Annotated in this window: 21 protein-coding genes and 1 pseudogene; 12 read left to right on the top strand and 10 right to left on the bottom strand. The window is 50.6% G+C overall.

The features are described from left to right. The first annotated feature begins 16 nt into the window (after positions 1-16). The 5 genes and pseudogenes from FFT88_RS20910 (at position 17) to panC (ending at position 4,119) form a co-directional block, all read left to right on the top strand. Positions 17-602: pseudogene (locus FFT88_RS20910) on the top strand (fimbrial protein). Between the two features lie 21 nt (positions 603-623). Beyond that, complete coding sequence (locus FFT88_RS20905; protein ID WP_135404094.1) at positions 624-1,211, top strand: fimbrial-like protein; 588 nt, start codon at positions 624-626, stop codon at positions 1,209-1,211. Between the two features lie 11 nt (positions 1,212-1,222). Next, positions 1,223-2,326, top strand: a complete 1,104-nt coding sequence (locus FFT88_RS20900) for a fimbrial protein (RefSeq protein WP_135404093.1) — start codon at positions 1,223-1,225, stop codon at positions 2,324-2,326. A gap of 135 nt (positions 2,327-2,461) precedes the next feature. Further along, on the top strand, positions 2,462-3,256 hold the full coding sequence (gene panB / locus FFT88_RS20895; RefSeq protein WP_135404092.1) for a 3-methyl-2-oxobutanoate hydroxymethyltransferase: 795 nt from the start codon (positions 2,462-2,464) through the stop codon (positions 3,254-3,256). 11 nt (positions 3,257-3,267) lie between these two features. Further along, positions 3,268-4,119 carry a pantoate--beta-alanine ligase gene (gene panC / locus FFT88_RS20890; protein WP_000905368.1) on the top strand — a complete coding sequence of 284 codons (852 nt, stop codon included), beginning with the start codon at positions 3,268-3,270 and terminating at the stop codon, positions 4,117-4,119. 81 nt (positions 4,120-4,200) lie between these two features. Here the strand turns inward: panC and FFT88_RS20885 are convergent, their stop codons facing one another. Together FFT88_RS20885 and FFT88_RS20880 are read right to left on the bottom strand one after the other, a co-directional pair. Then, entirely contained in the window at positions 4,201-4,398 is a 198-nt protein-coding gene (locus FFT88_RS20885) for a transposase (protein WP_135404091.1), read from the bottom strand. A 68-nt stretch (positions 4,399-4,466) separates the two neighbouring features. Then, positions 4,467-5,339 carry an Rpn family recombination-promoting nuclease/putative transposase gene (locus FFT88_RS20880; RefSeq protein ID WP_135404090.1) on the bottom strand — a complete coding sequence of 291 codons (873 nt, stop codon included), beginning with the start codon at positions 5,337-5,339 and terminating at the stop codon, positions 4,467-4,469. Positions 5,340-5,612: 273 nt separating this feature from the next. Here FFT88_RS20880 and panD point away from each other — a divergent pair, with 273 nt between their 5' ends. Continuing rightward, positions 5,613-5,993 carry an aspartate 1-decarboxylase gene (gene panD, locus FFT88_RS20875; RefSeq protein ID WP_000621508.1) on the top strand — a complete coding sequence of 127 codons (381 nt, stop codon included), beginning with the start codon at positions 5,613-5,615 and terminating at the stop codon, positions 5,991-5,993. 3 nt (positions 5,994-5,996) lie between these two features. Here panD and FFT88_RS20870 read toward each other — a convergent pair whose 3' ends face one another. The 4 genes from FFT88_RS20870 to FFT88_RS20855 form a co-directional block, all read right to left on the bottom strand. Further along, positions 5,997-7,223, bottom strand: a complete 1,227-nt coding sequence (locus tag FFT88_RS20870; protein ID WP_135404089.1) for a polysaccharide deacetylase family protein — start codon at positions 7,221-7,223, stop codon at positions 5,997-5,999. A 56-nt stretch (positions 7,224-7,279) separates the two neighbouring features. Further along, a complete protein-coding gene (locus FFT88_RS20865) occupies positions 7,280-7,720 on the bottom strand; it encodes a PTS sugar transporter subunit IIA (RefSeq protein ID WP_130204961.1) in 441 nt (146 codons plus the stop codon). A 104-nt stretch (positions 7,721-7,824) separates the two neighbouring features. Then, positions 7,825-8,595, bottom strand: a complete 771-nt coding sequence (locus tag FFT88_RS20860; protein ID WP_064525104.1) for an ABC transporter permease — start codon at positions 8,593-8,595, stop codon at positions 7,825-7,827. Continuing rightward, on the bottom strand, positions 8,592-9,518 hold the full coding sequence (locus tag FFT88_RS20855) for an ABC transporter ATP-binding protein (protein WP_000150637.1): 927 nt from the start codon (positions 9,516-9,518) through the stop codon (positions 8,592-8,594). Before FFT88_RS20855 ends, FFT88_RS20860 begins: the two co-directional genes overlap by 4 nt. Before the next feature lie 108 nt (positions 9,519-9,626). Here FFT88_RS20855 and can point away from each other — a divergent pair, with 108 nt between their 5' ends. Further along, a complete protein-coding gene (gene can, locus FFT88_RS20850) occupies positions 9,627-10,289 on the top strand; it encodes a carbonate dehydratase (RefSeq protein ID WP_000651599.1) in 663 nt (220 codons plus the stop codon). A gap of 40 nt (positions 10,290-10,329) precedes the next feature. Here the strand turns inward: can and hpt are convergent, their stop codons facing one another. After that, positions 10,330-10,866 carry a hypoxanthine phosphoribosyltransferase gene (hpt, locus tag FFT88_RS20845; protein ID WP_000683335.1) on the bottom strand — a complete coding sequence of 179 codons (537 nt, stop codon included), beginning with the start codon at positions 10,864-10,866 and terminating at the stop codon, positions 10,330-10,332. A 205-nt stretch (positions 10,867-11,071) separates the two neighbouring features. On the opposite strand from hpt, the gene gcd reads away from it, so the two are divergent. Beyond that, positions 11,072-13,462 carry a quinoprotein glucose dehydrogenase gene (gcd, locus tag FFT88_RS20840; RefSeq protein WP_135404088.1) on the top strand — a complete coding sequence of 797 codons (2,391 nt, stop codon included), beginning with the start codon at positions 11,072-11,074 and terminating at the stop codon, positions 13,460-13,462. 194 nt (positions 13,463-13,656) lie between these two features. Here the strand turns inward: gcd and cueO are convergent, their stop codons facing one another. Then, positions 13,657-15,207, bottom strand: coding sequence for a multicopper oxidase CueO (cueO, locus tag FFT88_RS20835; protein ID WP_135404087.1), 1,551 nt, complete (start codon positions 15,205-15,207; stop codon positions 13,657-13,659). Positions 15,208-15,371: 164 nt separating this feature from the next. On the opposite strand from cueO, the gene FFT88_RS20830 reads away from it, so the two are divergent. From FFT88_RS20830 to speD, 3 genes are all read left to right on the top strand, one after another. Beyond that, positions 15,372-15,719 carry a YacC family pilotin-like protein gene (locus FFT88_RS20830; RefSeq protein ID WP_000846617.1) on the top strand — a complete coding sequence of 116 codons (348 nt, stop codon included), beginning with the start codon at positions 15,372-15,374 and terminating at the stop codon, positions 15,717-15,719. 104 nt (positions 15,720-15,823) lie between these two features. Continuing rightward, positions 15,824-16,690, top strand: a complete 867-nt coding sequence (gene speE / locus FFT88_RS20825; protein ID WP_135404086.1) for a polyamine aminopropyltransferase — start codon at positions 15,824-15,826, stop codon at positions 16,688-16,690. Between the two features lie 15 nt (positions 16,691-16,705). Then, positions 16,706-17,500, top strand: coding sequence for an adenosylmethionine decarboxylase (speD, locus tag FFT88_RS20820; protein WP_135404085.1), 795 nt, complete (start codon positions 16,706-16,708; stop codon positions 17,498-17,500). Between the two features lie 37 nt (positions 17,501-17,537). On the opposite strand, the gene yacL is transcribed toward speD, so the two are convergent. Further along, the gene (gene yacL / locus FFT88_RS20815; RefSeq protein ID WP_000384306.1) at positions 17,538-17,900 is read right to left on the bottom strand and encodes a protein YacL; all 363 of its coding nucleotides are present in this window, start codon (positions 17,898-17,900) and stop codon (positions 17,538-17,540) included. 174 nt (positions 17,901-18,074) lie between these two features. Next, the gene (acnB, locus tag FFT88_RS20810) at positions 18,075-20,672 is read right to left on the bottom strand and encodes a bifunctional aconitate hydratase 2/2-methylisocitrate dehydratase (RefSeq protein ID WP_130221621.1); all 2,598 of its coding nucleotides are present in this window, start codon (positions 20,670-20,672) and stop codon (positions 18,075-18,077) included. Positions 20,673-21,026: 354 nt separating this feature from the next. Between acnB and FFT88_RS20805 the strand changes: the two genes are divergently transcribed. Beyond that, positions 21,027-22,544: DUF3300 domain-containing protein (locus FFT88_RS20805; RefSeq protein WP_135404084.1), on the top strand; the 1,518-nt coding region annotated here is incomplete at its 3' end.

The following is a 22,544-nucleotide window of genomic DNA, read 5'->3' as shown; positions in this document are numbered from 1 at the left end:
AACAGGAACCGCAACCATGAAAATAAAAAATATAGCTACAATGATTGGTACTGTTATCGCTAGTGGCGTTATTTTTGTTAATGTCGCTCAGGCTGGCACGATCAGCAACCCTGACAGTAAATAGTGAAATCACAATGGGTACCTGTACCACCACACTACTTGATGATAATAATAAACAGAGCACAACCGTTGCATTTGGCGATGTCTATATATCTGAACTTGTTGCTAAAAGCAAAATAAAGAAATTTAAGATTCGCTTTAGCGGTTGCGCAGGTATTCCGGATAAAAGTGCAAAAGTGAAATTAAGCCCCAGGATAGCAGGCTGTGCAGGTACTGCATTTGCGAACAAATCAAGTAATAACCCAGCAACAAATGCCGCAGTTGAAGTATGGACAACCGACACTCCAGACAAAAATGGGAGTACACAATTTAATTGTTCGACAACAAATACTCTCACTGCACCACTAGATACAGCTACGGTGAACACCCCTTACGATTATCCTTTGAGTGCGCGGATGGTTGTTGCTAACAACGGACAGGCCTCAACCGTCAGTCCTGGGGATTTTTATTCCCCGGCAACGTTTACGATTACTTATCAGTAATAATAGATAAGGACATTATATATGCTTTTTCGGCATAATAATTTCGCACTTTATTTAGGGCTGACAACAGCCCTCTGTGCCCCTTTTTGCAATGCGGATCAGGATATCGATCTCACCGCACAAATTGTATCCAGCACCTGTCAGGTGGCACTTGATAATAATGTTGTCGATCTCGGTACCGTAACGCTGGATTATTTTTCCGACAATGTGACACCAGAAACTGACTATGCCGGTGGTAAGACCTTCACCGTTAAGGTAGTTTCCTGTGATAATCTGCAAACCACACAGTCGCAAATTAAGTTAGATTTTCAACCACAGGTAGGTGCTTTTGCGCCGGTAAACAATCAGGTTTTTAGCAACGAATATGAGTCACAGTCTACCGGGGCAAAAAATGTCGGTGTTGTTATTTTTTCAGCACAACCTAATAAACCGACATTTAACGTTCGGGGTACGGACGGAAAATCAAAAGCCATTTATTCAATTCCGTCAACACAAGTGATTCCCTCAACCTGGACATTCTATTCCCGAATGCAGCGCATTGATAATACTCTCATGCCAGCTGCAGGACTGGTAAGAAGTCAGGTCGTCGTTAACGTTTATTACGAATAATAAGGATTATTATGCAAAGGAAAGTCTCCAGATTATTATTAAAAATATGTAGCGTGATAATTTTACTTATTGCAACCACTTGTACTGTTTTTGCTAACTCTTATCAGGAGTGTTATCTGGAATCAGAGGAAAAAGGTAATTATAACGTACCAACTGTTGCCACCGAAACACCTATTCAAACTCGTTTGGTGGATTCAGTGACGGAACAAACTATTGACCCTGGTTCGGACGTGCCTATTATTCCTAATGGGCGAGGTATCGGATGTAAACCCATTCCTTATGGAAATGCATCTGTACACTTTATGAATTTAGCGGAACCTGACATGATATCAGGCTACAAAACAAATACCGGAGCTACTTTATTAAAGACTACTGTTCCTGGCGTTGTCTACACTGTAGAATTATTATGTATAGGTTGTCCAGGAAATATTGATTTAAAGTTACTGCCGAGTGGTAGTGATAATATGGTACTGGATGATTACGACTGGGAGGATACTGATAATAACTGGGAGTTGAGATTCCGACTTTTTATCACTCCTGACTTTAAACCCACGCAAGGTATTACCAATGGACATTTGATACCTGGCGAGATTGCCGCATGGTATATAGGTATTGAGACTCAAGCCTGGAAGCACTTTATAGTTACTGATAGTACGTTAACTTTCACCGTTGAACAACCAACATGCAACACCGTTGCTCTAGTCTCAGAGAACAGTGTTCGTGGAAGCACGGTCAGTTTGGGGGACACACCTGTTTCTGCAATTACCAGCGGCGTTACGGGGAAAGTACCTTTCCGTATACGCGGGGACCAATGTGCTGCCAGTAAAATCACTGTAAAACTAAATGCTAAAAATCCAGCATCCGATGCAACACTGGTGGGGAAATCAAGTGGCTCTGCAAGCGGCGTTGCTGTAAAGGTCTTTTCAGATACCGATACTAATAAAGAACAGTTAAAAGCTGATGGCAGCAATGGATCTGAATTTACCTACGAAAACTGGAAAAATGACCTTCTGTACTTCCCCTTCACTGCGCAACTGGTGCTTGACGGTTCGGGAAGCCCTGTCACCCCCGGAAGTTTTAGCGGCAATGCAACATTCTCTTTTTACTATGAATAATTAAGCAGTTTCCCACTCAATTCGCACCAGACCTCTGCTCTGGTGCGAATATTTTCATAACACTAAAAACCATTGCCCGCCTGATATCGACTGCTAGAATGCGAATTGATCTAACTTTAGCCATCAGGATACGTTATGAAACCAACCACCATTGCTTCATTGCAGAAGTGCAAACAGGAAAAAAAACGTTTTGCGACTATCACCGCTTACGACTACAGCTTCGCGAAACTGTTTGCTGATGAAGGGCTTAACGTCATGCTGGTAGGCGACTCACTGGGCATGACGGTTCAGGGCCATGACTCCACCCTGCCAGTTACCGTTGCTGATATCGCCTACCACACCGCTGCGGTACGTCGCGGTGCGCCAAACTGCCTGCTGTTGGCTGACCTGCCGTTTATGGCGTATGCCACACCGGAACAAGCCTTTGAAAACGCCGCAACGGTTATGCGTGCCGGTGCCAATATGGTCAAAATTGAAGGCGGTGAGTGGCTGGTTGAAACGGTACAAATGCTTACTGAGCGCGCGGTTCCTGTATGTGGTCACTTAGGTTTAACCCCACAGTCAGTGAATATTTTCGGTGGCTACAAAGTTCAGGGGCGCGGCGATGAAGCGGGCGATCGACTGCTCAGCGATGCATTAGCCTTAGAAGCCGCTGGTGCACAATTGCTGGTGCTGGAATGCGTGCCGGTTGAGCTGGCAAAACGCATTACCGAAGCGCTGGCGATCCCGGTTATCGGTATTGGTGCGGGTAACGTCACCGATGGGCAGATCCTGGTGATGCACGACGCCTTTGGTATTACTGGTGGTCACATTCCTAAATTCGCTAAAAATTTCCTCGCCGAAACGGGCGACATCCGCGCGGCTGTACGGCAGTATATGGCTGAAGTGGAGTCCGGCGTTTATCCGGGCGAAGAACACAGTTTCCATTAAGGAGTCACGTTGTGTTAATTATCGAAACCCTGCCGCTGCTGCGTCAGCAAATTCGCCGCCTGCGTATGGAAGGTAAGCGCGTGGCGCTGGTGCCAACCATGGGTAACCTGCACGATGGCCATATGAAGCTGGTCGACGAAGCCAAAGCCCGCGCCGATGTGGTCGTCGTCAGTATTTTCGTTAACCCGATGCAGTTCGACCGCCCGGAAGATCTGGCTCGTTATCCACGGACCTTGCAAGAGGACTGCGAAAAGCTAAACAAACGTAAAGTGGATTTAGTTTTCGCGCCCTCGGTAAAAGAGATCTACCCGAACGGTACCGAAACCCACACCTATGTTGATGTTCCTGGCCTTTCGACCATGCTGGAAGGTGCCAGCCGTCCGGGACATTTTCGCGGCGTTTCGACTATTGTCAGCAAGCTGTTCAACCTGGTCCAGCCGGACATCGCCTGCTTCGGTGAAAAAGATTTTCAGCAACTGGCGCTGATCCGCAAAATGGTTGCTGATATGGGCTTCGATATTGAGATTGTCGGCGTACCGATTATGCGCGCGAAAGACGGTCTGGCGCTGAGTTCCCGTAACGGTTATCTGACGGCGGAACAACGCAAAATTGCGCCCGGTCTGTACAAGGTTTTAAGTTCGATTGCCGACAAATTGCAGGCTGGAGAGCGGGATCTCGATGAGATTATTGCCATTGCAGGGCAAGAACTGAATGAAAAAGGCTTCCGCGCCGATGATATTCAGATTCGCGATGCCGACACGCTGCTGGAAGTCTCTGAAAACAGCAAACGGGCCGTGATTCTGGTAGCCGCCTGGCTTGGCGATGCTCGCCTGATCGACAACAAAATCGTCGAGCTGGCGTAATACTTAACTGGCGCTACGGCTGATGGCGCCAGTTATTCATTGCCACGATATTTGTATGCGATTATTCATATCGCAGGCAACTTAGTTAGAGTTAATTAGCTTATCAAGCTCTGCAAGAGATAAAGCTGTCACCTCTGCAACATCCTCACGAAGTATTCCTTTCCTCAGAAGACGTTGGGCGCATTCCTGACTTACTTCCTGTCTTCCCTTCTCAATCCCCTTCTCTTCAAACCACTGTGCCAGCGTCTGCCTGGTTTCTCTCCGTGTCTTTATGTCCATAGGTTCTCTTAATTATCTGGTCAGTTAACAATAACAATTATCTGGCTATAACTGATAATACAGACAACTTAATTAATCAGCTTATCAATCTCGGCAAGGGGTAAATTTGCCATCTCTGCAACGTCTTCTCGAGACATTCCTTTATTCAGAAGACGCAGGGCGAATTCCTGCCTTTCCTCCTGTCTTCCCCTCTCTTCAAACCACTGCGCCAGCGTCATCATAGACTCCCCTCCTGTTTCCCTGTCTCTCAACACACCGTAAAACAAATCCGCTTGTTCAGTATGACCGCGTTGCAGCATATAGTTTTGCATGGCAACTAACTGACTTCCGCTAGTGTACCCTTCGTCAATCAGCGTGACCAGTTGCTCCAGCAATAACATTAAGTCGCGTTGGCGAATATGTTTTTGCAGCAGTTCGAGAATCGCAATCCGCCGATGTTGCATGATTTCGTCATCCGGCGTAATGGTGATGTCCACCAGCGGGAATGGACTGTTATAGACGCGTCGCGCCAGCTCCGGCGAGTAAAACATATCAAACCAGCACATTGAGAGCGGATAAGGTGTGGCCTCGCCCTGATAAAACAGAATCGGCACCACCAGCGGCAGCTTATCGTGATCCGCCTCCAGATGCCGGTGCATGGCAGCAATAGAATAACGCATCATGCGAAAGGCCATTTTCTTATCCGGCTTGCTTTGGTGTTCAATCACAACATGCAGATAACCCGTACTACCCTGCATCTGTACGGAATAGAGCACGTCAGTGCTGTGCCCTTTCAGGCTCTCTTCAATGAAACTCCCCGACTCTAAATGAAGCGTGTTGAGGTCACACCGTTCGCGTAATTCCACTGGCAAATGGATATCCAGGAAGTCGCGAGCCGTCTCCGCATGCATTAAAAATTGTTTAAATACCGCGTCATGCGGTGTGGTACTCGGTGCGTCCATCTTCCCTGCCTTCCGTGTGGCCCTGTGTGAAGGCAGTATCCAGTCAAGGCGTGCCGTCGTCAGCCACCTCTTTGTTGTTTACCGAGCAGCGTTCAGAGAAATTTCAATTGGTTACAGGCGTTACATGGCAAGCTTCGGCGCGGTACGCAAACTGCTGGTGCAAATGCCATCAGATCAGTAGACACTTATCAAAAATCGGGCAATACTGCGTGAGAATTTCCTCAAAGCAGGCACCGCCTGCTTCGTTAACGACAGGGTAGAAAGGTAGAAGTTATGATTCGCACGATGCTGCAGGGCAAACTCCACCGCGTGAAAGTGACTCATGCGGACCTGCACTATGAAGGTTCTTGCGCCATTGACCAGGATTTTCTTGACGCAGCCGGTATTCTCGAAAACGAAGCCATTGATATCTGGAATGTTACCAACGGCAAGCGTTTCTCCACCTATGCCATCGCGGCAGAACGCGGTTCGAGAATCATTTCTGTCAACGGTGCGGCGGCCCACTGTGCCAGCGTCGGCGATATTGTCATCATCGCCAGCTTCGTCACTATGCCAGATGCAGAAGCCCGTACCTGGCGCCCCAACGTTGCCTACTTTGAAGGCGACAATGAAATGAAACGTACCGCGAAAGCGATTCCGGTACAGGTTGCCTGATAATCACCCCTGCGGCTGGTTACTCACCAGCCGCGACATCGTCTCCAGCGAATCTGTTCTTAAAATATACAGCCGCTTTAATAAATACGGATTATCCCCCGGTTTTACTTTACCTTTCATGGTCGTCACCGCCAGATGAAATCCGGCATCATTTGCCGCCTTTACCGCTTTGTCATTAAATCCACCAAATGGATACGAAAGATACAAGACTCGAGGATTAAATTGGTTTAGCGCCCGACGAGAGCGTTCGAAATCAAACAGAATATTATGCTCACTGCGGCTGAGTAATATGGGTCGGCGATATCCATCTACCCTATGCAAAAAATGAGTATGTGACTGGAAATCAAAAACATCGCTGACATCAAGCAGTTCAGAAACACTCATAAACTGTAATGACTGCGGATTCCATTTCTGTGGATGACGTTTGATGCGAGAGGTAATAATAAACGCCGTCGCCTTCATACCGTATTGTTTCAGAATGGGATATGCATAGCGACTCACTGATTTCAAGCCATCATCAAATGTCAGCACCACCGCGCGAGCCGGAAGATTCATCGAATTACGCAGATACCCTTCCAGTTGATACAAGGTTAACGTGGTATATCCACGATCGCGTAACCAGGTCATCTGGTTATTGAAAGCTCGCACCGACGTCGTGGTCGACGTATGACGAAAACGGGTGTTCTCTTCATCGCGTAAAATATGATGGTAGGTCAACACAGGAATACCGTTATCCTGCTGCGCATCCAGTGCACTGATATAGGCCAGTCGTTCGCCGATACGAATTTGATACCAGGTTTGATTCAGGCGATCTTTTAATTTATTAATAATGGGATAACGTAAATTATCGGCCAGCACGCCAAATGGCGCACTACCCGCATCAGGCGCGTTGTATATCGGAGTATCTTTCCATGTAATAAGATTTTGGTTACTCAGTGGCTTATTCAGATCCCCCAGACCATCTTCAACTTTTTGCCGCCCTTGTACAGGTTCCAGATGCCCTTTATCAATATACCCCGTAGCAAAACCAAAATTGAATTCATAATAATCGGCAGCGGTTGGGATGACCGAAATAATCTGCCCGGCGCGAATGTTGCCGACGGTTACCGTTTTGTCGCCAATTTTTCCCCAGATAGCTGCATCCTGAGTGGTTTGCATATAACGCGCGGGAAGCGCTGCGCCGACACCAAATGAAACCAGCAGCAGTAAAAAAATAATCTTTTTAATCATGAGAAAACTACCAGGCGAGAAACAGCGCCGTTAGTGTAGCAAAATCGGAATGCGATTTAATACTCGAACCAATTATGCTTGAGGACAAAGGGGGGATTTTTTTGTTGTTGGTGCCAGAGACTACTGACTTCAGGCCCACCCAGTTCGACAATTCGCTCGCGAAACTCCGCGCTGGATAACGTTTCGCGGTAGGCCATCATCTGCTCAATTAACGGTAACGTGACACCCGAAATCACTTCGCAACGGGAATGTTTGTGGCTTAATAACGATGCAACACGATAAGGCGCAGCACCTGCAATATCGGTTAAAAAGATAACCCCATCGCCAGAATCTGTTTCATGCAGAGCATCGCACATCATGCGGCTGAGCATATTGGAACTTAATCCGCGCCAGAAATTCACCGCCCGGCACTGGATAAGTGCGCCATGTTTTTTTTCCAGCGCATCCAACATCTCTTGCGCCCGGTCGTCGTGACAGGTAATTACCCAACCTAACATCACCTTCCTCCTTAGCTGAAAATCAGTCTACCCTGACCATTGTTGATAAAGGGTGATAGTCGTCAAAACTCCTCTCCCCCGAATCCAGAGGAGAGGAAATAGCCTTAGCTGCGCAGACCGCGTCCGCGCTGGATCAGCGACCAGCAGATCAGATAAAACGCAATAATAAAAATAACCAGCACACCAAAAGTAGTAACCAGCGGCACATCATTAATGCCGAGGAAGCCGTAGCGGAATCCACTGATCATATAAACGATTGGGTTGAGATGCGACAGCCCCTGCCAGAACGGTGGCAGCAAGGTCAGTGAGTAAAACACCCCGCCCAAATAGGTGAGTGGCGTTAACACAAAGGTTGGCACCAGGCTGATGTCATCAAACGTTTTGGCAAACACACCATTAAGCAATCCGGCAAGAGAGAACAACACCGCCGTGAGCACCAGCGTTAAAGCGACAAATACCCACGAATGCACCTGAAACGGTACAAAGAACAGCGAAATTGCTGTCACCAGCATACCAACAAGCAGTCCGCGCGCTACGCCACCGCCGACATATCCGGCAATAATGACGTGAGTCGGAACCGGAGCGACCAGCAGTTCTTCAATATTACGCTGGAACTTGGCGCCAAAAAATGATGAAGCGACGTTGGCGTAGGCATTGGTGATCACCGACATCATGATCAGCCCCGGAACAATGAACTGCATATAGCTGAAGCCATGCATATCACCAATACGCGAACCAATCAGGTTACCGAAGATGATAAAGTAAAGGGTCATGGTGATGACCGGTGGCACCAGCGTCTGTATCCAGATACGCATAAAGCGATGGATCTCTTTCGCCCAGATGCTTTTTAACGCCACCCAGTAAAGATGCATCATGCGCGATCTCCTTGTTTTTCATTAACCAGTGAAACAAACAACTCTTCCAGACGGTTAGCTTTGTTACGCATACTTAGTACCTGAATGCCCTGCTCACTTAACTGCGTGAATACGCTGTTGATCCCCTGCTCACGCAGCACTTCAACTTCCAGCGTGGCGGTATCCACCAGTCGATACTGATAGCCATCGAGCTTCGGTAACGGGCTTTTCGGTGCGAGATCGAGAATAAAGGTTTCTGATTTCAGCTTCGCCAGCAGTGCCTTCATCGAGGTATTTTCCACCAGCTCACCGTGTTGAATAATGCCGATATTGCGGCACAGCATTTCTGCTTCTTCCAGGTAATGCGTGGTAAGAATAATGGTGGTGCCTTTGTCGTTTAAATCCTTCAAAAAGCCCCACATTGAGCGGCGAAGCTCGATATCCACGCCTGCCGTTGGCTCGTCCAGAATCAGCAGTTTAGGTTCATGCATTAACGCACGGGCGATCATTAAACGACGTTTCATCCCGCCCGATAACATGCGCGCACGTTCGTTGCGCTTTCCCCACAAATCGAGTTGCTTAAGATACTTTTCGCTGCGGATGTACGCTTCTTTGCGCTCTACACCGTAGTACCCCGCCTGATTCACCACAATTTGCTGCACGGTTTCAAACGGGTTGAAGTTAAATTCCTGCGGCACCAGTCCCAACTGACGTTTAGCGTTAACGACATCTTTCTCAAGATCGTAACCAAATACGCTGACCCGCCCGGAGGTTTTATTTACCAGAGAGCTGATAATACCGATAGTGGTTGATTTTCCGGCCCCGTTCGGTCCGAGAAGCGCATAAAAATCACCCGCTTCGACTTGCAAATCTATTCCACGAAGCGCCTGAACGCCGCCTGGATAGGTTTTTTTAAGCTGTTGAAGTTCCAGTGCAATGGTCATAAATTTTTACTTACCTTACGTTCTTACACTTTATCTGTGGTTTAAATCGTCCCGGAGTTGCCCTATATTAGCCAAACGTAATTATTTGGTTACAGGTCGTTAACCTCCATGAAAGACATAGATACACTCATCAGCAATAATGCACTATGGTCAAAAATGCTGGTGGAAGAGGATCCCGGGTTTTTTGAGAAACTGGCACAAGCGCAAAAACCGCGCTTTCTATGGATTGGATGTTCCGACAGTCGCGTTCCTGCAGAACGTTTAACCGGTCTTGAGCCAGGCGAACTCTTTGTTCACCGTAATGTTGCTAACCTGGTCATTCACACTGACCTGAACTGCCTTTCCGTGGTTCAGTATGCAGTGGATGTACTCGAAGTTGAACACATTATTATCTGTGGCCACTACGGTTGCGGCGGCGTACAAGCCGCCGTTGAAAACCCGGAACTGGGGCTTATCAACAACTGGCTGCTGCATATCCGCGATATCTGGTTCAAACATAGCTCATTGCTCGGCGAAATGCCGCAAGAGCGCCGTCTGGATACCTTGTGTGAACTGAACGTCATGGAACAGGTGTATAACCTGGGCCACTCCACCATTATGCAATCAGCGTGGAAACGCGGGCAGAAAGTTACCATTCACGGCTGGGCCTACGGCATTCACGACGGCTTGCTGCGTGATCTGGATGTTACCGCCACCAACCGCGAAACCCTTGAGCAACGTTACCGTCACGGGATTTCCAACCTCAAGCTGAAACACGCCAACCACAAATAAATATGCCATGCCGGATGCAACACATCCGGCAACTTTACACTTACTCGTCCAGCAGAATCACTTTGCCGATATAGGGCAGATGACGGTAACGCTGTGCGTAATCAATGCCGTAACCCACCACAAACTCATCCGGGATCGAGAAACCGATAAATTCTACCGGGACGTTCACTTCACGACGGGACGGTTTATCCAGCAGCGTACAAATCGCCAACGACTTCGGTTCACGCAGGCTTAAGATCTCACGCACTTTCGACAGTGTATTCCCCGAGTCGATGATATCTTCAACAATCAGCACGTCCTTGCCACGGATATCTTCATCCAGATCTTTGAGGATTTTCACATCACGGGTGGTGGACATGCCGCTACCGTAGCTGGAGGCGGTCATAAAGTCGACTTCATGAGATACCTGGACTTCACGGCACAGGTCCGCCATAAACATAAATGAGCCACGCAGCAGACCTACCAGCACCATATCGCTGCCGCTGTCTTTGTAACGCTCAGTAATCTGACGACCCAGTTCGGCGATACGCGCTTTAATCTCCGCTTCGGGGATCATTACTTCTACAGTATGTTTCATATCTCTAACCATATGATTTAAAAACAAATCACTTCGCACGGGCGGGATTCAGCACCGCAACAAAGCGCAAGACATGCAGTATACCAGTAAAACTATTCATTCGCGGAATCTGTTAATAAAGCTCAAATTGTGATGACGATCACACATGTTAAAACCTATAATTAATTGCTACTAAAATATTAATGAATTGAAATGGTATCTCTTTATGGCAATTAACAATACAGGCTCGCGACGATTACTCGTCACGCTAACAGCCCTATTTGCAGCACTTTGCGGGCTGTATCTACTTATTGGCGGAGGCTGGCTGGTCGCGATTGGCGGCTCCTGGTATTACCCTATCGCTGGCCTTGTGATGCTCGGCGTCGCCTGGATGCTGTGGCGCAGTAAACGCGCCGCGCTTTGGCTGTACGCAGCCCTGCTGCTCGGCACCATGATTTGGGGCGTCTGGGAAGTTGGTTTCGACTTCTGGGCGCTGACTCCGCGCAGCGACATTCTGGTCTTCTTCGGCATCTGGCTGATCCTGCCGTTTGTCTGGCGTCGCCTGGTCATTCCTTCCGGCGGCGCAGTTGCCGCACTGGTGGTGGCACTGCTGATTAGTGGCGGTATCCTGACCTGGGCCGGATTTCACGATCCGCAGGAAATCAATGGCACTTTAAGCGCCGATGCCACACCTGCCGAAGCTATCTCACCCGTTGCCGATCAGGACTGGCCTGCCTATGGCCGCAATCAGGAAGGTCAACGCTTTTCACCACTGAAACAAATTAACGCCGATAACGTCCACAACCTGAAAGAAGCCTGGGTGTTCCGTACAGGCGATGTGAAACAGCCGAACGATCCGGGCGAAATCACCAATGAAGTGACGCCAATTAAAGTGGGCGACACCCTTTACCTGTGTACCGCTCACCAGCGTCTGTTTGCGCTCGATGCCGCCAGCGGCAAAGAGAAATGGCATTACGATCCTGAGCTTAAAACCAACGAGTCTTTCCAGCACGTAACCTGCCGTGGCGTCTCTTATCATGAAGCCAAAGCTGAAACTGCTTCGCCGGAAGTGATGGCGGATTGCCCGCGTCGTATCATTCTTCCGGTGAATGATGGTCGCCTGATTGCGATTAACGCTGAAAACGGCAAACTGTGCGAAACCTTCGCCAATAAAGGCGTGCTCAATCTGCAAAGCAATATGCCGGACACCAAACCGGGTCTGTATGAGCCGACTTCTCCGCCGATTATCACCGATAAAACCATCGTGATGGCCGGTTCAGTTACCGACAACTTCTCAACCCGCGAAACGTCTGGCGTGATCCGTGGTTTTGATGTCAACACGGGTGAGCTGCTGTGGGCTTTTGATCCGGGCGCAAAAGATCCGAACGCGATCCCGTCTGACGAACACACCTTTACCTTTAACTCGCCAAACTCGTGGGCACCTGCGGCCTATGACACGAAGCTGGATCTGGTCTATCTGCCGATGGGCGTGACCACGCCGGATATCTGGGGTGGTAACCGCACACCGGAACAGGAACGTTATGCCAGCTCGATTCTGGCGCTGAATGCCACTACCGGGAAACTGGCGTGGAGCTACCAGACCGTTCACCACGACCTGTGGGATATGGATCTTCCGGCACAGCCGACGCTGGCGGATATCACCGTTAATGGTCAGAAAGTGCCGGTTATTTACGCTCCGGCGAAAACCGGCAACATTTTTGTGCTCGATCGTCGTAATGGTGAACTGGTGGTTCCGGCCCCGGAAAAACCGGTTCCCCAAGGTGCAGCGAAAGGCGATTACGTTACCCCTACTCAACCGTTCTCTGAACTGAGCTTCCGTCCGACGAAAGATTTGAGCGGTGCGGATATGTGGGGCGCCACCATGTTTGACCAGCTGGTGTGCCGCGTGATGTTCCACCAGATGCGCTATGAAGGCATTTTCACCCCGCCATCTGAACAGGGTACGCTGGTCTTCCCGGGTAACCTGGGGATGTTCGAATGGGGCGGGATTTCCGTTGATCCGAATCGTGAAGTGGCGATTGCCAACCCAATGGCACTGCCGTTTGTTTCGAAACTGATCCCGCGCGGTCCTGGCAACCCGATGGAGCAGCCGAAAGATGCCAAAGGCACGGGTACGGAATCCGGCATTCAGCCGCAGTACGGTGTACCGTATGGCGTCACGCTCAACCCGTTCCTCTCACCGTTTGGTCTGCCGTGTAAACAGCCAGCATGGGGCTATATCTCGGCGCTGGATCTGAAAACCAACGAAGTGGTGTGGAAGAAACGTATTGGTACGCCGCAGGACAGTATGCCGTTCCCGATGCCCGTTCCGGTGCCGTTCAATATGGGTATGCCGATGCTGGGCGGGCCAATCTCCACAGCGGGTAACGTGCTGTTTATCGCCGCTACGGCAGATAACTACCTGCGCGCTTACAACATGAGCAACGGTGAAAAACTGTGGCAGGGCCGTTTACCGGCGGGTGGTCAGGCTACACCAATGACCTATGAAGTGAATGGCAAGCAGTATGTGGTGATCTCCGCAGGCGGTCACGGTTCATTTGGTACGAAGATGGGCGACTATATTGTGGCTTATGCGTTGCCGGATGATATGAAGTAAGATTCGCTCAGATTGCGTGCGCGTTGTTCATGCCGGATGCGGCGTGAACGCCTTATCCTGCCTACAAAACCCTGCAAATTCAGTAGATTGCGGAGTTCACGTAGACCCGATAAGCGTAGCGCATCAGGCAGATTTGCGTTTGTCATCAGTTTAATGCCCGGAGAGATCCGGGCATATTTCCGAATACGGTCTTTTTATACCGTAAACCCTAACATCATCCCCGTATCTTCATGCTCCAGCAGATGGCAGTGCGCCATATAAGCATGTTCTTTCGGTGCGTCGTGATTAAACTTCACCAGCACTTCACTGATATTACCTTCTACCTTAACGGTATCTTTCCAGCCCGCGCGATGCGTCGCTGGCGGTTTGCCATTTTCTGACAAGATACGGAACTGCGTGCCGTGAATATGGAACGGATGCAGCATCATGTCGCCCACGCCAGAGATAACCCAACGTTCGTACTGCCCTTTCGCCGCCGCAAACATCGGCTTGTTCATATCAAACGCCTGACCGTTGATTTTATTGGCATGGTGGAAATCGAACTTCCCGCCGTGGTTCATATGATTCATATTGCCATGCCCCATATGGCCCATCATCTGGCTATGATCCATCCCGGCCATCGCCTGATCGCCATATTTCTCCATCAGCATCTGCATCCCCATCATATCGAGCATCGGGTCCATGGAAAGTTGCAGCTTGCGTACCGTCAGCCCTTCCAGCGAAGGTAACGCAGGCAGGCTACTTAACGTATCTGGCAAAGCACCGGAAGCACTAATAGCAATCGGCTGAATCCGCATTACCGGATGCGGCTTATCAAACGGCGCGATCGCCATCCCCATCTGGCTGACCGGCAGCGTCACCAGGTCAAATGGTTTGTTGTCGTTAACCTCCACCAGCACTTCAAAACGCTCGCCCATCAGCACGGGAAGCTCGTTCACCTTCACCGGTTCAGGCAGCAGACCGCCGTCGCTGGCAATCACATAAAGCGGGCGATTGTCGCTGGTAGCGAAATTGAGCGAGCGGGCGTTACAGCCATTGAGTAAACGCAGGCGCAGCCAGCCGCGCGGTGCGGCGTGTTGCGGGTAGATTGCACCGTTGGTCAGCAACGTATCACCAAACCAGCCCACGGCGGCGGTCATCACATCCAGTTGATAATCAATCTGCCCATCGGCGCTAAATTTCTTATCCTGAACGATCACCGGAACATCATCGATACCCCACTGTTTTGGCAGCATTAATTTCAGGATCTCGTCATCTTCAATCACCACCAGACCAGCCAGCCCCATCGCCACCTGACGCCCAGTTTTGCCGTGCTGATGCGGATGGAACCAGCAGGTAGCGGCAGGTTGATCGACGTTCAGCGTCACCGTGCGTTGACCGCCAGGCGGAATAATCCCCTGCGGGCCGCCGTCCACTTCACCCGGTACTTCCAGCCCGTGCCAGTGCAACGTCGTCTCTTCCGTCAGTTGGTTATAGATATCAACCGTTACCGCTTTGCCACGCTGTAACTTCACCGCAGGCCCTAACAGATTACCGTTATAGCCCCAGGTGGTCGCCGTTTTCCCGGCAAAGGTGGACTGACCTGGCATTATCGATAATTTTATGCGGCCACGAACATCAGAAGTGAGGAGTTCGGGGATCGGCAGTGTTGGACGTTCGGCGGCAAAAACTGTTCGACTCCACAGCGGCAAAGCCGAAGCCACGCCCAGCGCGACGGAATATTTTAAGAAATCACGGCGTTGCATAGTTATTTCCTTATTCTCAAGCAGGCGAAACAAAATCAAACGTTGAGCATAGTCCTTCCCCTTACGGGAAGGTCAAGCCGCAGACACAATTTAATCAACAATAATGGTCGTCGCCTCGCTCGCAGTGTGCTAACGTTTATCTTCTTTAAGTCCTGGTAGAAGCAATGAAGACGTTTTTCAGAACAGTGTTATTCGGCAGCCTGATGGCCGTTTGCGCAAACAGTTACGCGCTCAGCGAGTCTGAAGCCGAAGATATGGCCGATTTAACGGCAGTTTTTGTTTTTCTGAAGAACGATTGTGGTTACCAGAACTTACCTAACGGACAAATTCGTCGCGCACTGGTCTTTTTCGCCCAGCAAAACCAGTGGGATCTCAGCAACTACGACACCTTCGACATGAAATCCCTCGGTGAAGACAGCTACCGCGATCTCAGCGGTATCGGCATTCCCGTCGCGAAAAAGTGCAAAGCCCTGGCCCGCGATTCCTTAAGCCTGCTTGCCTACGTTAAATAATCACAGCTCCTTTTTGTAGAAATATTGACCGTGCAACCACGGTCAATGTTAGCTATTATGTTGCGCTCTTTTTTTACGAGTGTTAACAAATGAGGTATCAACCCATGGCCGAAAATAAACTGTGGCATGAAACGCTTCACGACCAGTTTGGGCAGTACTTTGCTGTAGATAACGTTCTGTATCATGAAAAGACCGATCACCAGGATCTGATCATTTTTGAGAACGCCGCATTTGGTCGCGTGATGGCGCTGGATGGCGTAGTACAAACCACCGAGCGCGACGAGTTTATCTATCATGAGATGATGACCCACGTTCCACTACTGGCCCACGGTCACGCGAAACATGTGCTGATTATCGGCGGCGGCGACGGTGCCATGCTGCGTGAAGTGACCCGGCACAAAAACGTTGAGTCAATCACGATGGTGGAAATCGACGCGGGTGTCGTGTCGTTCTGCCGTCAGTATCTCCCCAACCATAACGCCGGTAGCTACGACGATCCGCGCTTTAAGCTGGTGATCGACGATGGCGTCAATTTCGTGAATCAAACCAGTCAGACCTTTGATGTTATTATCTCCGACTGCACCGAGCCTATCGGTCCCGGCGAAAGCCTGTTCACCTCAGCATTTTATGAAGGTTGTAAACGCTGCCTGAATCCTGGCGGTATCTTCGTCGCACAAAACGGCGTCTGCTTTTTACAGCAGGAAGAGGCTATCGACAGTCATCGCAAACTCAGCCATTACTTCAGCGACGTTGGCTTTTATCAGGCGGCGATCCCGACCTATTACGGCGGTATCATGACCTTTGCATGGGCGACAGATAACGACGCCTTACGCCATCTCTCAACCGAAATTATTCAGGCGCGTTTTCTCGCCTCTGGCCTGAAATGCCGTTATTACAATCCGGCAGTCCATTCGGCAGCTTTTGCCTTACCTCAGTATCTGCAAGACGCACTGGCTTCACAGGCGCTCTAAGGAGAAGATAAGAAATTGAAAAAACTGAAACTGCATGGCTTTAATAATCTGACCAAAAGTCTGAGTTTTTGTATTTACGATATCTGCTATGCCAAAACTGCCGAAGAACGCGACGGTTATATTGCTTATATCGATGAACTCTATAATGCCAACCGTCTGACCGAAATCCTGTCAGAAACCTGTTCCATTATCGGGGCCAATATTCTTAACATCGCCCGCCAGGATTACGAACCACAGGGTGCCAGCGTCACTATTCTGGTGAGTGAAGAACCGGTCGACCCGAAACTTATCGACAACACAGAACACCCCGGCCCACTGCCAGAAACCGTGGTTGCCCATCTCGATAAAAGTCATATTTGCGTACATACCTACCCGGAAAGTCATCCTGAAGGCGGTTTATGTACCTTCCGCGCCGATATTGAAGTCTCTACCTGCGGCGTGATTTCTCCGCTGAAGGCGCTGAATTACCTGATCCACCAGCTTGAGTCCGATATCGTAACCATTGATTATCGCGTGCGCGGTTTTACCCGCGACATTAACGGTATGAAGCACTTTATCGACCATGAGATTAATTCGATTCAGAACTTTATGTCTGACGATATGAAGGCGCTGTATGACATGGTGGATGTGAACGTCTATCAGGAAAATATCTTCCATACCAAGATGTTGCTTAAAGAGTTCGACCTTAAGCACTACATGTTCCACACCAAACCGGAAGATTTAACCGACTGCGAGCGCCAGGAAATTACCGCTGCGCTGTGGAAAGAAATGCGCGAGATTTATTACGGGCGCAATATGCCAGCCGTTTAACGGCTCTGGCGGAGCTCCCAGGCTCCGCCAGATTTATTTACTTCTGCTGCACGAAATTGCGGTAAGCCGCCACGACCTGCAGAAAATCCTCAACGCCGCATAGCGACAGGCTTTCTTCGTCGTAGTAGTTCATCCCCTCTTCCATTTCATCGCCAGCGAATTCCAGTTGATTGGCGCGAACCATCACCTCTTCACCGTCCATCCACAGGGTGTATTCATGCCCTGCCCGTTGCCAGGACCGTTCGCTACCTTTCAGTGCGTGCGCTGCTTGTTCCACTTCATCAAGCAAGGCCAGGTTTTCTTTCACCTCTTCATTAAACCAGTGCCCGACCACTTCATGCCCCATGGACATGCGCACCTTTACCACTCCGGTAATATCGCGCAGAAATTCGTAATCCATAGTGTGTTCCTCTGCTCCCGGCAATGCGCCGAAATCGCATTGCGCCATTGATGTAATTATCGCAGCCTTACCGGAGAAAAACAGCGGAACGGCGATGGTTTAGAAATAAAAAATGCCCGGGAATCTCATTCACCGGGCATTGTGTCGTTTATGCGCAGCGCGTGCGCTGACTTTTTAAACTGCAGTCTGGAAAATCACCCCATCGGCTTTTTCAGTGTACTGAGAAAGCTGGTTGAAGTTCAGGTAACGGTAAGTATCAACGGCAGTTTTATCCACCTGCGCCACGTAGGTCTGGTACTCTTCCGGCGTCGGCAGTTTGCCAATCAGCGCCGCAACAGCAGCCAGTTCCGCAGAAGCCAGGAAGACGTTCGCACCAGTACCCAGACGGTTCGGGAAGTTACGGGTAGAGGTGGAAACCACCGTCGCACCGTCTGCCACACGCGCCTGGTTACCCATACACAGGGAACAGCCCGGGATCTCGATACGCGCACCGCTCTTACCGAAGACGCTGTAATAGCCTTCTTCGGTCAACTGCGCAGCGTCCATACGCGTTGGCGGTGCCACCCACAGGCGGGTCGGCAACTGGCCTTTGTGCGCATCCAGCAGTTTACCCGCAGCACGGAAGTGACCGATGTTAGTCATGCAAGAACCGATAAACACTTCGTCGATCTTCTCGCCCTGTACCGCAGACAGCGGACGCGCGTCGTCCGGATCGTTCGGCGCACAGAGGATTGGCTCTTTGATATCAGCCAGATCGATGTCGATCACTGCCGCGTATTCCGCATCTGCATCGGCTTCCAGCAGCTCAGGATTCGCCAGCCATTTTTCCATGCCCTGAATACGACGTTCGAGAGTACGACGATCGCCATAACCTTCCGCGATCATCCACTTCAGCAGGACGATGTTGGAGTTCAGGTATTCGATGATCGGCTCTTTGTTCAGCTTGATGGTACAACCAGCGGCAGAACGCTCGGCGGACGCATCGGTAAGCTCAAATGCCTGCTCAACTTTCAGATCCGGCAGACCTTCAATTTCCAGAATGCGACCAGAGAAGATGTTTTTCTTGCCTTTCTTCTCAACGGTCAGCAGACCTTGTTTGATTGCATACAGCGGAATGGCGTGTACCAGATCGCGCAGGGTGATACCCGGCTGCATCTTGCCTTTGAAGCGCACCAGAACGGATTCCGGCATATCCAGCGGCATTACGCCAGTGGCAGCAGCAAACGCCACCAGACCAGAACCCGCCGGGAAAGAGATACCGATAGGGAAACGGGTATGGGAGTCACCACCCGTACCCACGGTATCCGGCAGCAGCATACGGTTTAGCCAGGAGTGGATTACGCCGTCCCCCGGACGCAGCGACACACCGCCACGGTTCATAATGAAGTCCGGCAGCGTGTGGTGCGTGTTCACGTCAACTGGCTTCGGATACGCAGCGGTGTGGCAGAAAGACTGCATCACCAGGTCAGCCGAGAAGCCCAGGCACGCCAGGTCTTTCAGTTCATCACGGGTCATTGGGCCAGTGGTGTCCTGGGAACCTACAGAAGTCATTTTCGGTTCGCAGTACGCGCCCGGACGAATGCCTTTCACGCCACAGGCACGACCTACCATTTTCTGCGCCAGCGAGAAGCCACGGTCACTTTCCGCCACATCTTTCGCCTGACGGAACACATCGCTCTGCGGCAGACCAAGTGCTTCACGCGCTTTGGTGGTCAGGCCACGCCCGATAATCAGCGGAATACGCCCACCGGCACGCACTTCATCAATCAGCACGTCGGTTTTCAGTTCGAAGGTTGCCAGCAGCTCGTTGGTTTCGTGGTTACGCACTTCGCCTTTGTACGGGTAAACGTCAATCACATCGCCCATATTCAGGTTAGAGACGTCGACTTCGATTGGCAGTGCACCCGCGTCTTCCATCGTGTTAAAGAAGATGGGTGCAATTTTACCGCCGAGGCACAAACCACCGCCGCGTTTGTTCGGCACATGTGGAATATCATCGCCCATAAACCACAGAACGGAGTTGGTGGCGGATTTACGCGATGAACCCGTACCCACAACGTCACCGACGTACGCCAGCGGGAAACCTTTCTGTTGCAGAGCTTCGATTTGCTTGATCGGACCAACAACGCCTGGCTGATCTGGCTCAATACCTTCACGGGCGTTTTTCAGCATCGCCAGCGCGTGCAATGGGATATCCGGGCGTGACCACGCATCCGGTGCCGGAGAAAGGTCATCGGTGTTGGTTTCGCCAGTGACTTTGAAGACGGTAACGGTCAGTTTTTCAGCCAGCGCCGGACGATTCAGGAACCATTCGGCATCCGCCCAGGACTGCATTACCTGCTTCGCATATTCGTTGCCTGCTTTGGCTTTCTCTTCTACGTCATAGAAGTTATCGAACATCAGCAGCGTGTGGGACAGTGCTTTGGCAGCGATCGGAGCCAGTTTGGCATCGTCCAGCGCATCGATCAGCGGATGAATGTTGTAACCACCCTGCATGGTACCCAGCAGTTCGATGGCTTTTTCCGGAGTCAGCAGTGGGGATTTGGCTTCGCCTTTGGCGACAGCAGCCAGGAAGCCTGCTTTGACATAGGCGGCTTCATCGACGCCAGGGGGAACACGGTTGGTTAACAGATCTAACAGGAATTCTTCTTCGCCCGCGGGCGGGTTTTTCAGCAGCTCTACAAGCGCGGCCATTTGGTTTGCATCCAGGGGTTTGGGCGCAATCCCCTCAGCGGCACGCTCAGCTACGTGCTTACGGTATTCTTCTAGCACGACGGTTCTCCTCGCTCTCATTGTCATAGTGCGGCAGGCGATTCTCTTCACGCTCCTGTGAGACAGCAGTTTGTAGGGTAAATGCCCAGTACCGCAACGGGCAGAATAGCAGGATTTTGACGATGTGTTAATCTGTTTACAAAAAAGCAACATAAAAAAGTGGCTGAATCGTTAAGGATGGTCTAGAGATTGTTTCCCTCCGTAAAAACTTCGTTAATTCGCATAGTGATAATCACCTTTCTCAACGAATCCCAAGATTAGTCAAAATTTAAACTACCGCCTCTTTATACTCAGATTTACAGCACCTGCGGGTGGCAGTTCGCCGACCATTGCGATTTCCTTGAGATCCGAATTATGAAAATGACTTTGCCGTTTAAACCCCATGTGCTGGCGCTAATTTGCAGTGCCGGGCTTTGTGCCGCCTCTGCCGGGCTATATATAAAAAGCCGCACAGTGGAAGCGCCTGTGGAAGCGCAATCGACACAACAGACTGCGCCTGACATCACCGCAGTTACGCTTCCTGCAACGGTTTCCGCGCCCCCCGTAACGCCTGCCGTCGTCAAATCTACATTCAGCACTGCACAAATCGATCAATGGGTCGCGCCCGTCGCGCTATATCCCGACGCCCTGCTTTCGCAGGTGCTGATGGCATCGACCTATCCGGCAAATGTCGCCCAAGCCGTGCAGTGGTCGCACGACAACCCGATCAAGCAAGGTGATGCCGCTATTCAGGCAGTATCCGACCAGCCGTGGGATGCCAGCGTCAAATCGCTGGTGGCGTTTCCGCAATTGATGGCGTTGATGGGGGAAAACCCGCAATGGGTACAAAATCTTGGCGACGCGTTTCTGGCGCAGCCGCAGGATGTGATGGACTCGGTACAACATTTGCGGCAACTGGCGCAACAAACCGGGTCACTGAAGTCATCAACTGAACAAAAGGTCATCACGACAACGAAAAAAGTCGTACCGGCAAATCAGCCCGCCAGCGCCCCTGTCACACAATCAAATACCGTTTCAACGTCCAGCCCCGTCGTCGCAGAACCTGCGCCGACCGTAATAACCATTGAGCCCGCCAATCCGGATGTAGTTTATATTCCCAACTACAACCCAACCGTGGTTTACGGCAGTTGGGCCAATACCGCTTACCCGCCGGTTTACCTGCCGCCACCAGCCGGAGAACCGTTTGTTGACAGCTTTGTGCGTGGATTCGGCTATAGCATGGGCGTTGCTACCACGTACGCACTATTCAGCAGCATAGACTGGGATGACGACGATCATGACCATCATCATCATGACGATGATGATTATAATCACCACGATGGCGGTCATCGTGACGGTAATGGCTGGCAACACAACGGCGACAACATCAATATCGACGTCAACAATTTCAACCGCATTACTGGTGAGCATCTTACTGACAAGAATATGGCATGGCGGCACAATCCGAATTACCGCGATGGTGTGCCTTATCATGATCAGGATATGGCAAAACGGTTTCACCAAACCGATGTTAAAGGTGGCATGAGTGCCACACAATTACCGGCCCCAACGCGCGACAGCCAGCGCCAGGCGGCAGCAAGCCAGTTTCAGCAACGAACACACGCAGCACCAGTCACTACGCGAGATACCCAGCGTCAGGCTGCGGCACAGCGGTTTAATGAAGCGGAACACTATGGTAATTATGACGACTTCCGCGGATTCAGCCGCCACCAACCACTGACCCAGCAGCAAAAGGACGCCGCTCGCCAGCGTTATCAGTCTGCCTCGCCTGAGCAGCGCCAGGCGGCCCGCGAGAAAATGCAGACTAACTCACACAACCAGCAGCGAAGAGAGGCGGCGCGTCAGCGTTATCAATCTGCCTCGCCTGAACAG

Origin of the sequence: Escherichia sp. E4930 (assembly GCF_005845405.1) — a bacterium.
Taxonomy (GTDB): domain Bacteria; phylum Pseudomonadota; class Gammaproteobacteria; order Enterobacterales; family Enterobacteriaceae; genus Escherichia.
Note: the sequence above shows the minus strand (reverse complement) of the source record. Positions and strands in the feature narration are given on the sequence as shown.

What these genes read in the sequence shown, in the direction of transcription:
- FFT88_RS20905 (WP_135404094.1), top strand. Translation starts at nt 624, where the DNA reads ATGCTTTTTCGGCATAATAATTTCGCACTTTATTTAGGGCTGACAACA.
- FFT88_RS20900 (WP_135404093.1), top strand. Translation starts at nt 1,223, where the DNA reads ATGCAAAGGAAAGTCTCCAGATTATTATTAAAAATATGTAGCGTGATA.
- panB (WP_135404092.1), top strand. Translation starts at nt 2,462, where the DNA reads ATGAAACCAACCACCATTGCTTCATTGCAGAAGTGCAAACAGGAAAAA.
- FFT88_RS20885 (WP_135404091.1), bottom strand. Translation starts at nt 4,398, where the DNA reads ATGGACATAAAGACACGGAGAGAAACCAGGCAGACGCTGGCACAGTGG.
- FFT88_RS20880 (WP_135404090.1), bottom strand. Translation starts at nt 5,339, where the DNA reads ATGGACGCACCGAGTACCACACCGCATGACGCGGTATTTAAACAATTT.
- panD (WP_000621508.1), top strand. Translation starts at nt 5,613, where the DNA reads ATGATTCGCACGATGCTGCAGGGCAAACTCCACCGCGTGAAAGTGACT.
- FFT88_RS20870 (WP_135404089.1), bottom strand. Translation starts at nt 7,223, where the DNA reads ATGATTAAAAAGATTATTTTTTTACTGCTGCTGGTTTCATTTGGTGTC.
- FFT88_RS20865 (WP_130204961.1), bottom strand. Translation starts at nt 7,720, where the DNA reads ATGTTAGGTTGGGTAATTACCTGTCACGACGACCGGGCGCAAGAGATG.
- FFT88_RS20860 (WP_064525104.1), bottom strand. Translation starts at nt 8,595, where the DNA reads ATGATGCATCTTTACTGGGTGGCGTTAAAAAGCATCTGGGCGAAAGAG.
- FFT88_RS20855 (WP_000150637.1), bottom strand. Translation starts at nt 9,518, where the DNA reads ATGACCATTGCACTGGAACTTCAACAGCTTAAAAAAACCTATCCAGGC.
- can (WP_000651599.1), top strand. Translation starts at nt 9,627, where the DNA reads ATGAAAGACATAGATACACTCATCAGCAATAATGCACTATGGTCAAAA.
- hpt (WP_000683335.1), bottom strand. Translation starts at nt 10,866, where the DNA reads ATGAAACATACTGTAGAAGTAATGATCCCCGAAGCGGAGATTAAAGCG.
- gcd (WP_135404088.1), top strand. Translation starts at nt 11,072, where the DNA reads ATGGCAATTAACAATACAGGCTCGCGACGATTACTCGTCACGCTAACA.
- cueO (WP_135404087.1), bottom strand. Translation starts at nt 15,207, where the DNA reads ATGCAACGCCGTGATTTCTTAAAATATTCCGTCGCGCTGGGCGTGGCT.
- FFT88_RS20830 (WP_000846617.1), top strand. Translation starts at nt 15,372, where the DNA reads ATGAAGACGTTTTTCAGAACAGTGTTATTCGGCAGCCTGATGGCCGTT.
- speE (WP_135404086.1), top strand. Translation starts at nt 15,824, where the DNA reads ATGGCCGAAAATAAACTGTGGCATGAAACGCTTCACGACCAGTTTGGG.
- yacL (WP_000384306.1), bottom strand. Translation starts at nt 17,900, where the DNA reads ATGGATTACGAATTTCTGCGCGATATTACCGGAGTGGTAAAGGTGCGC.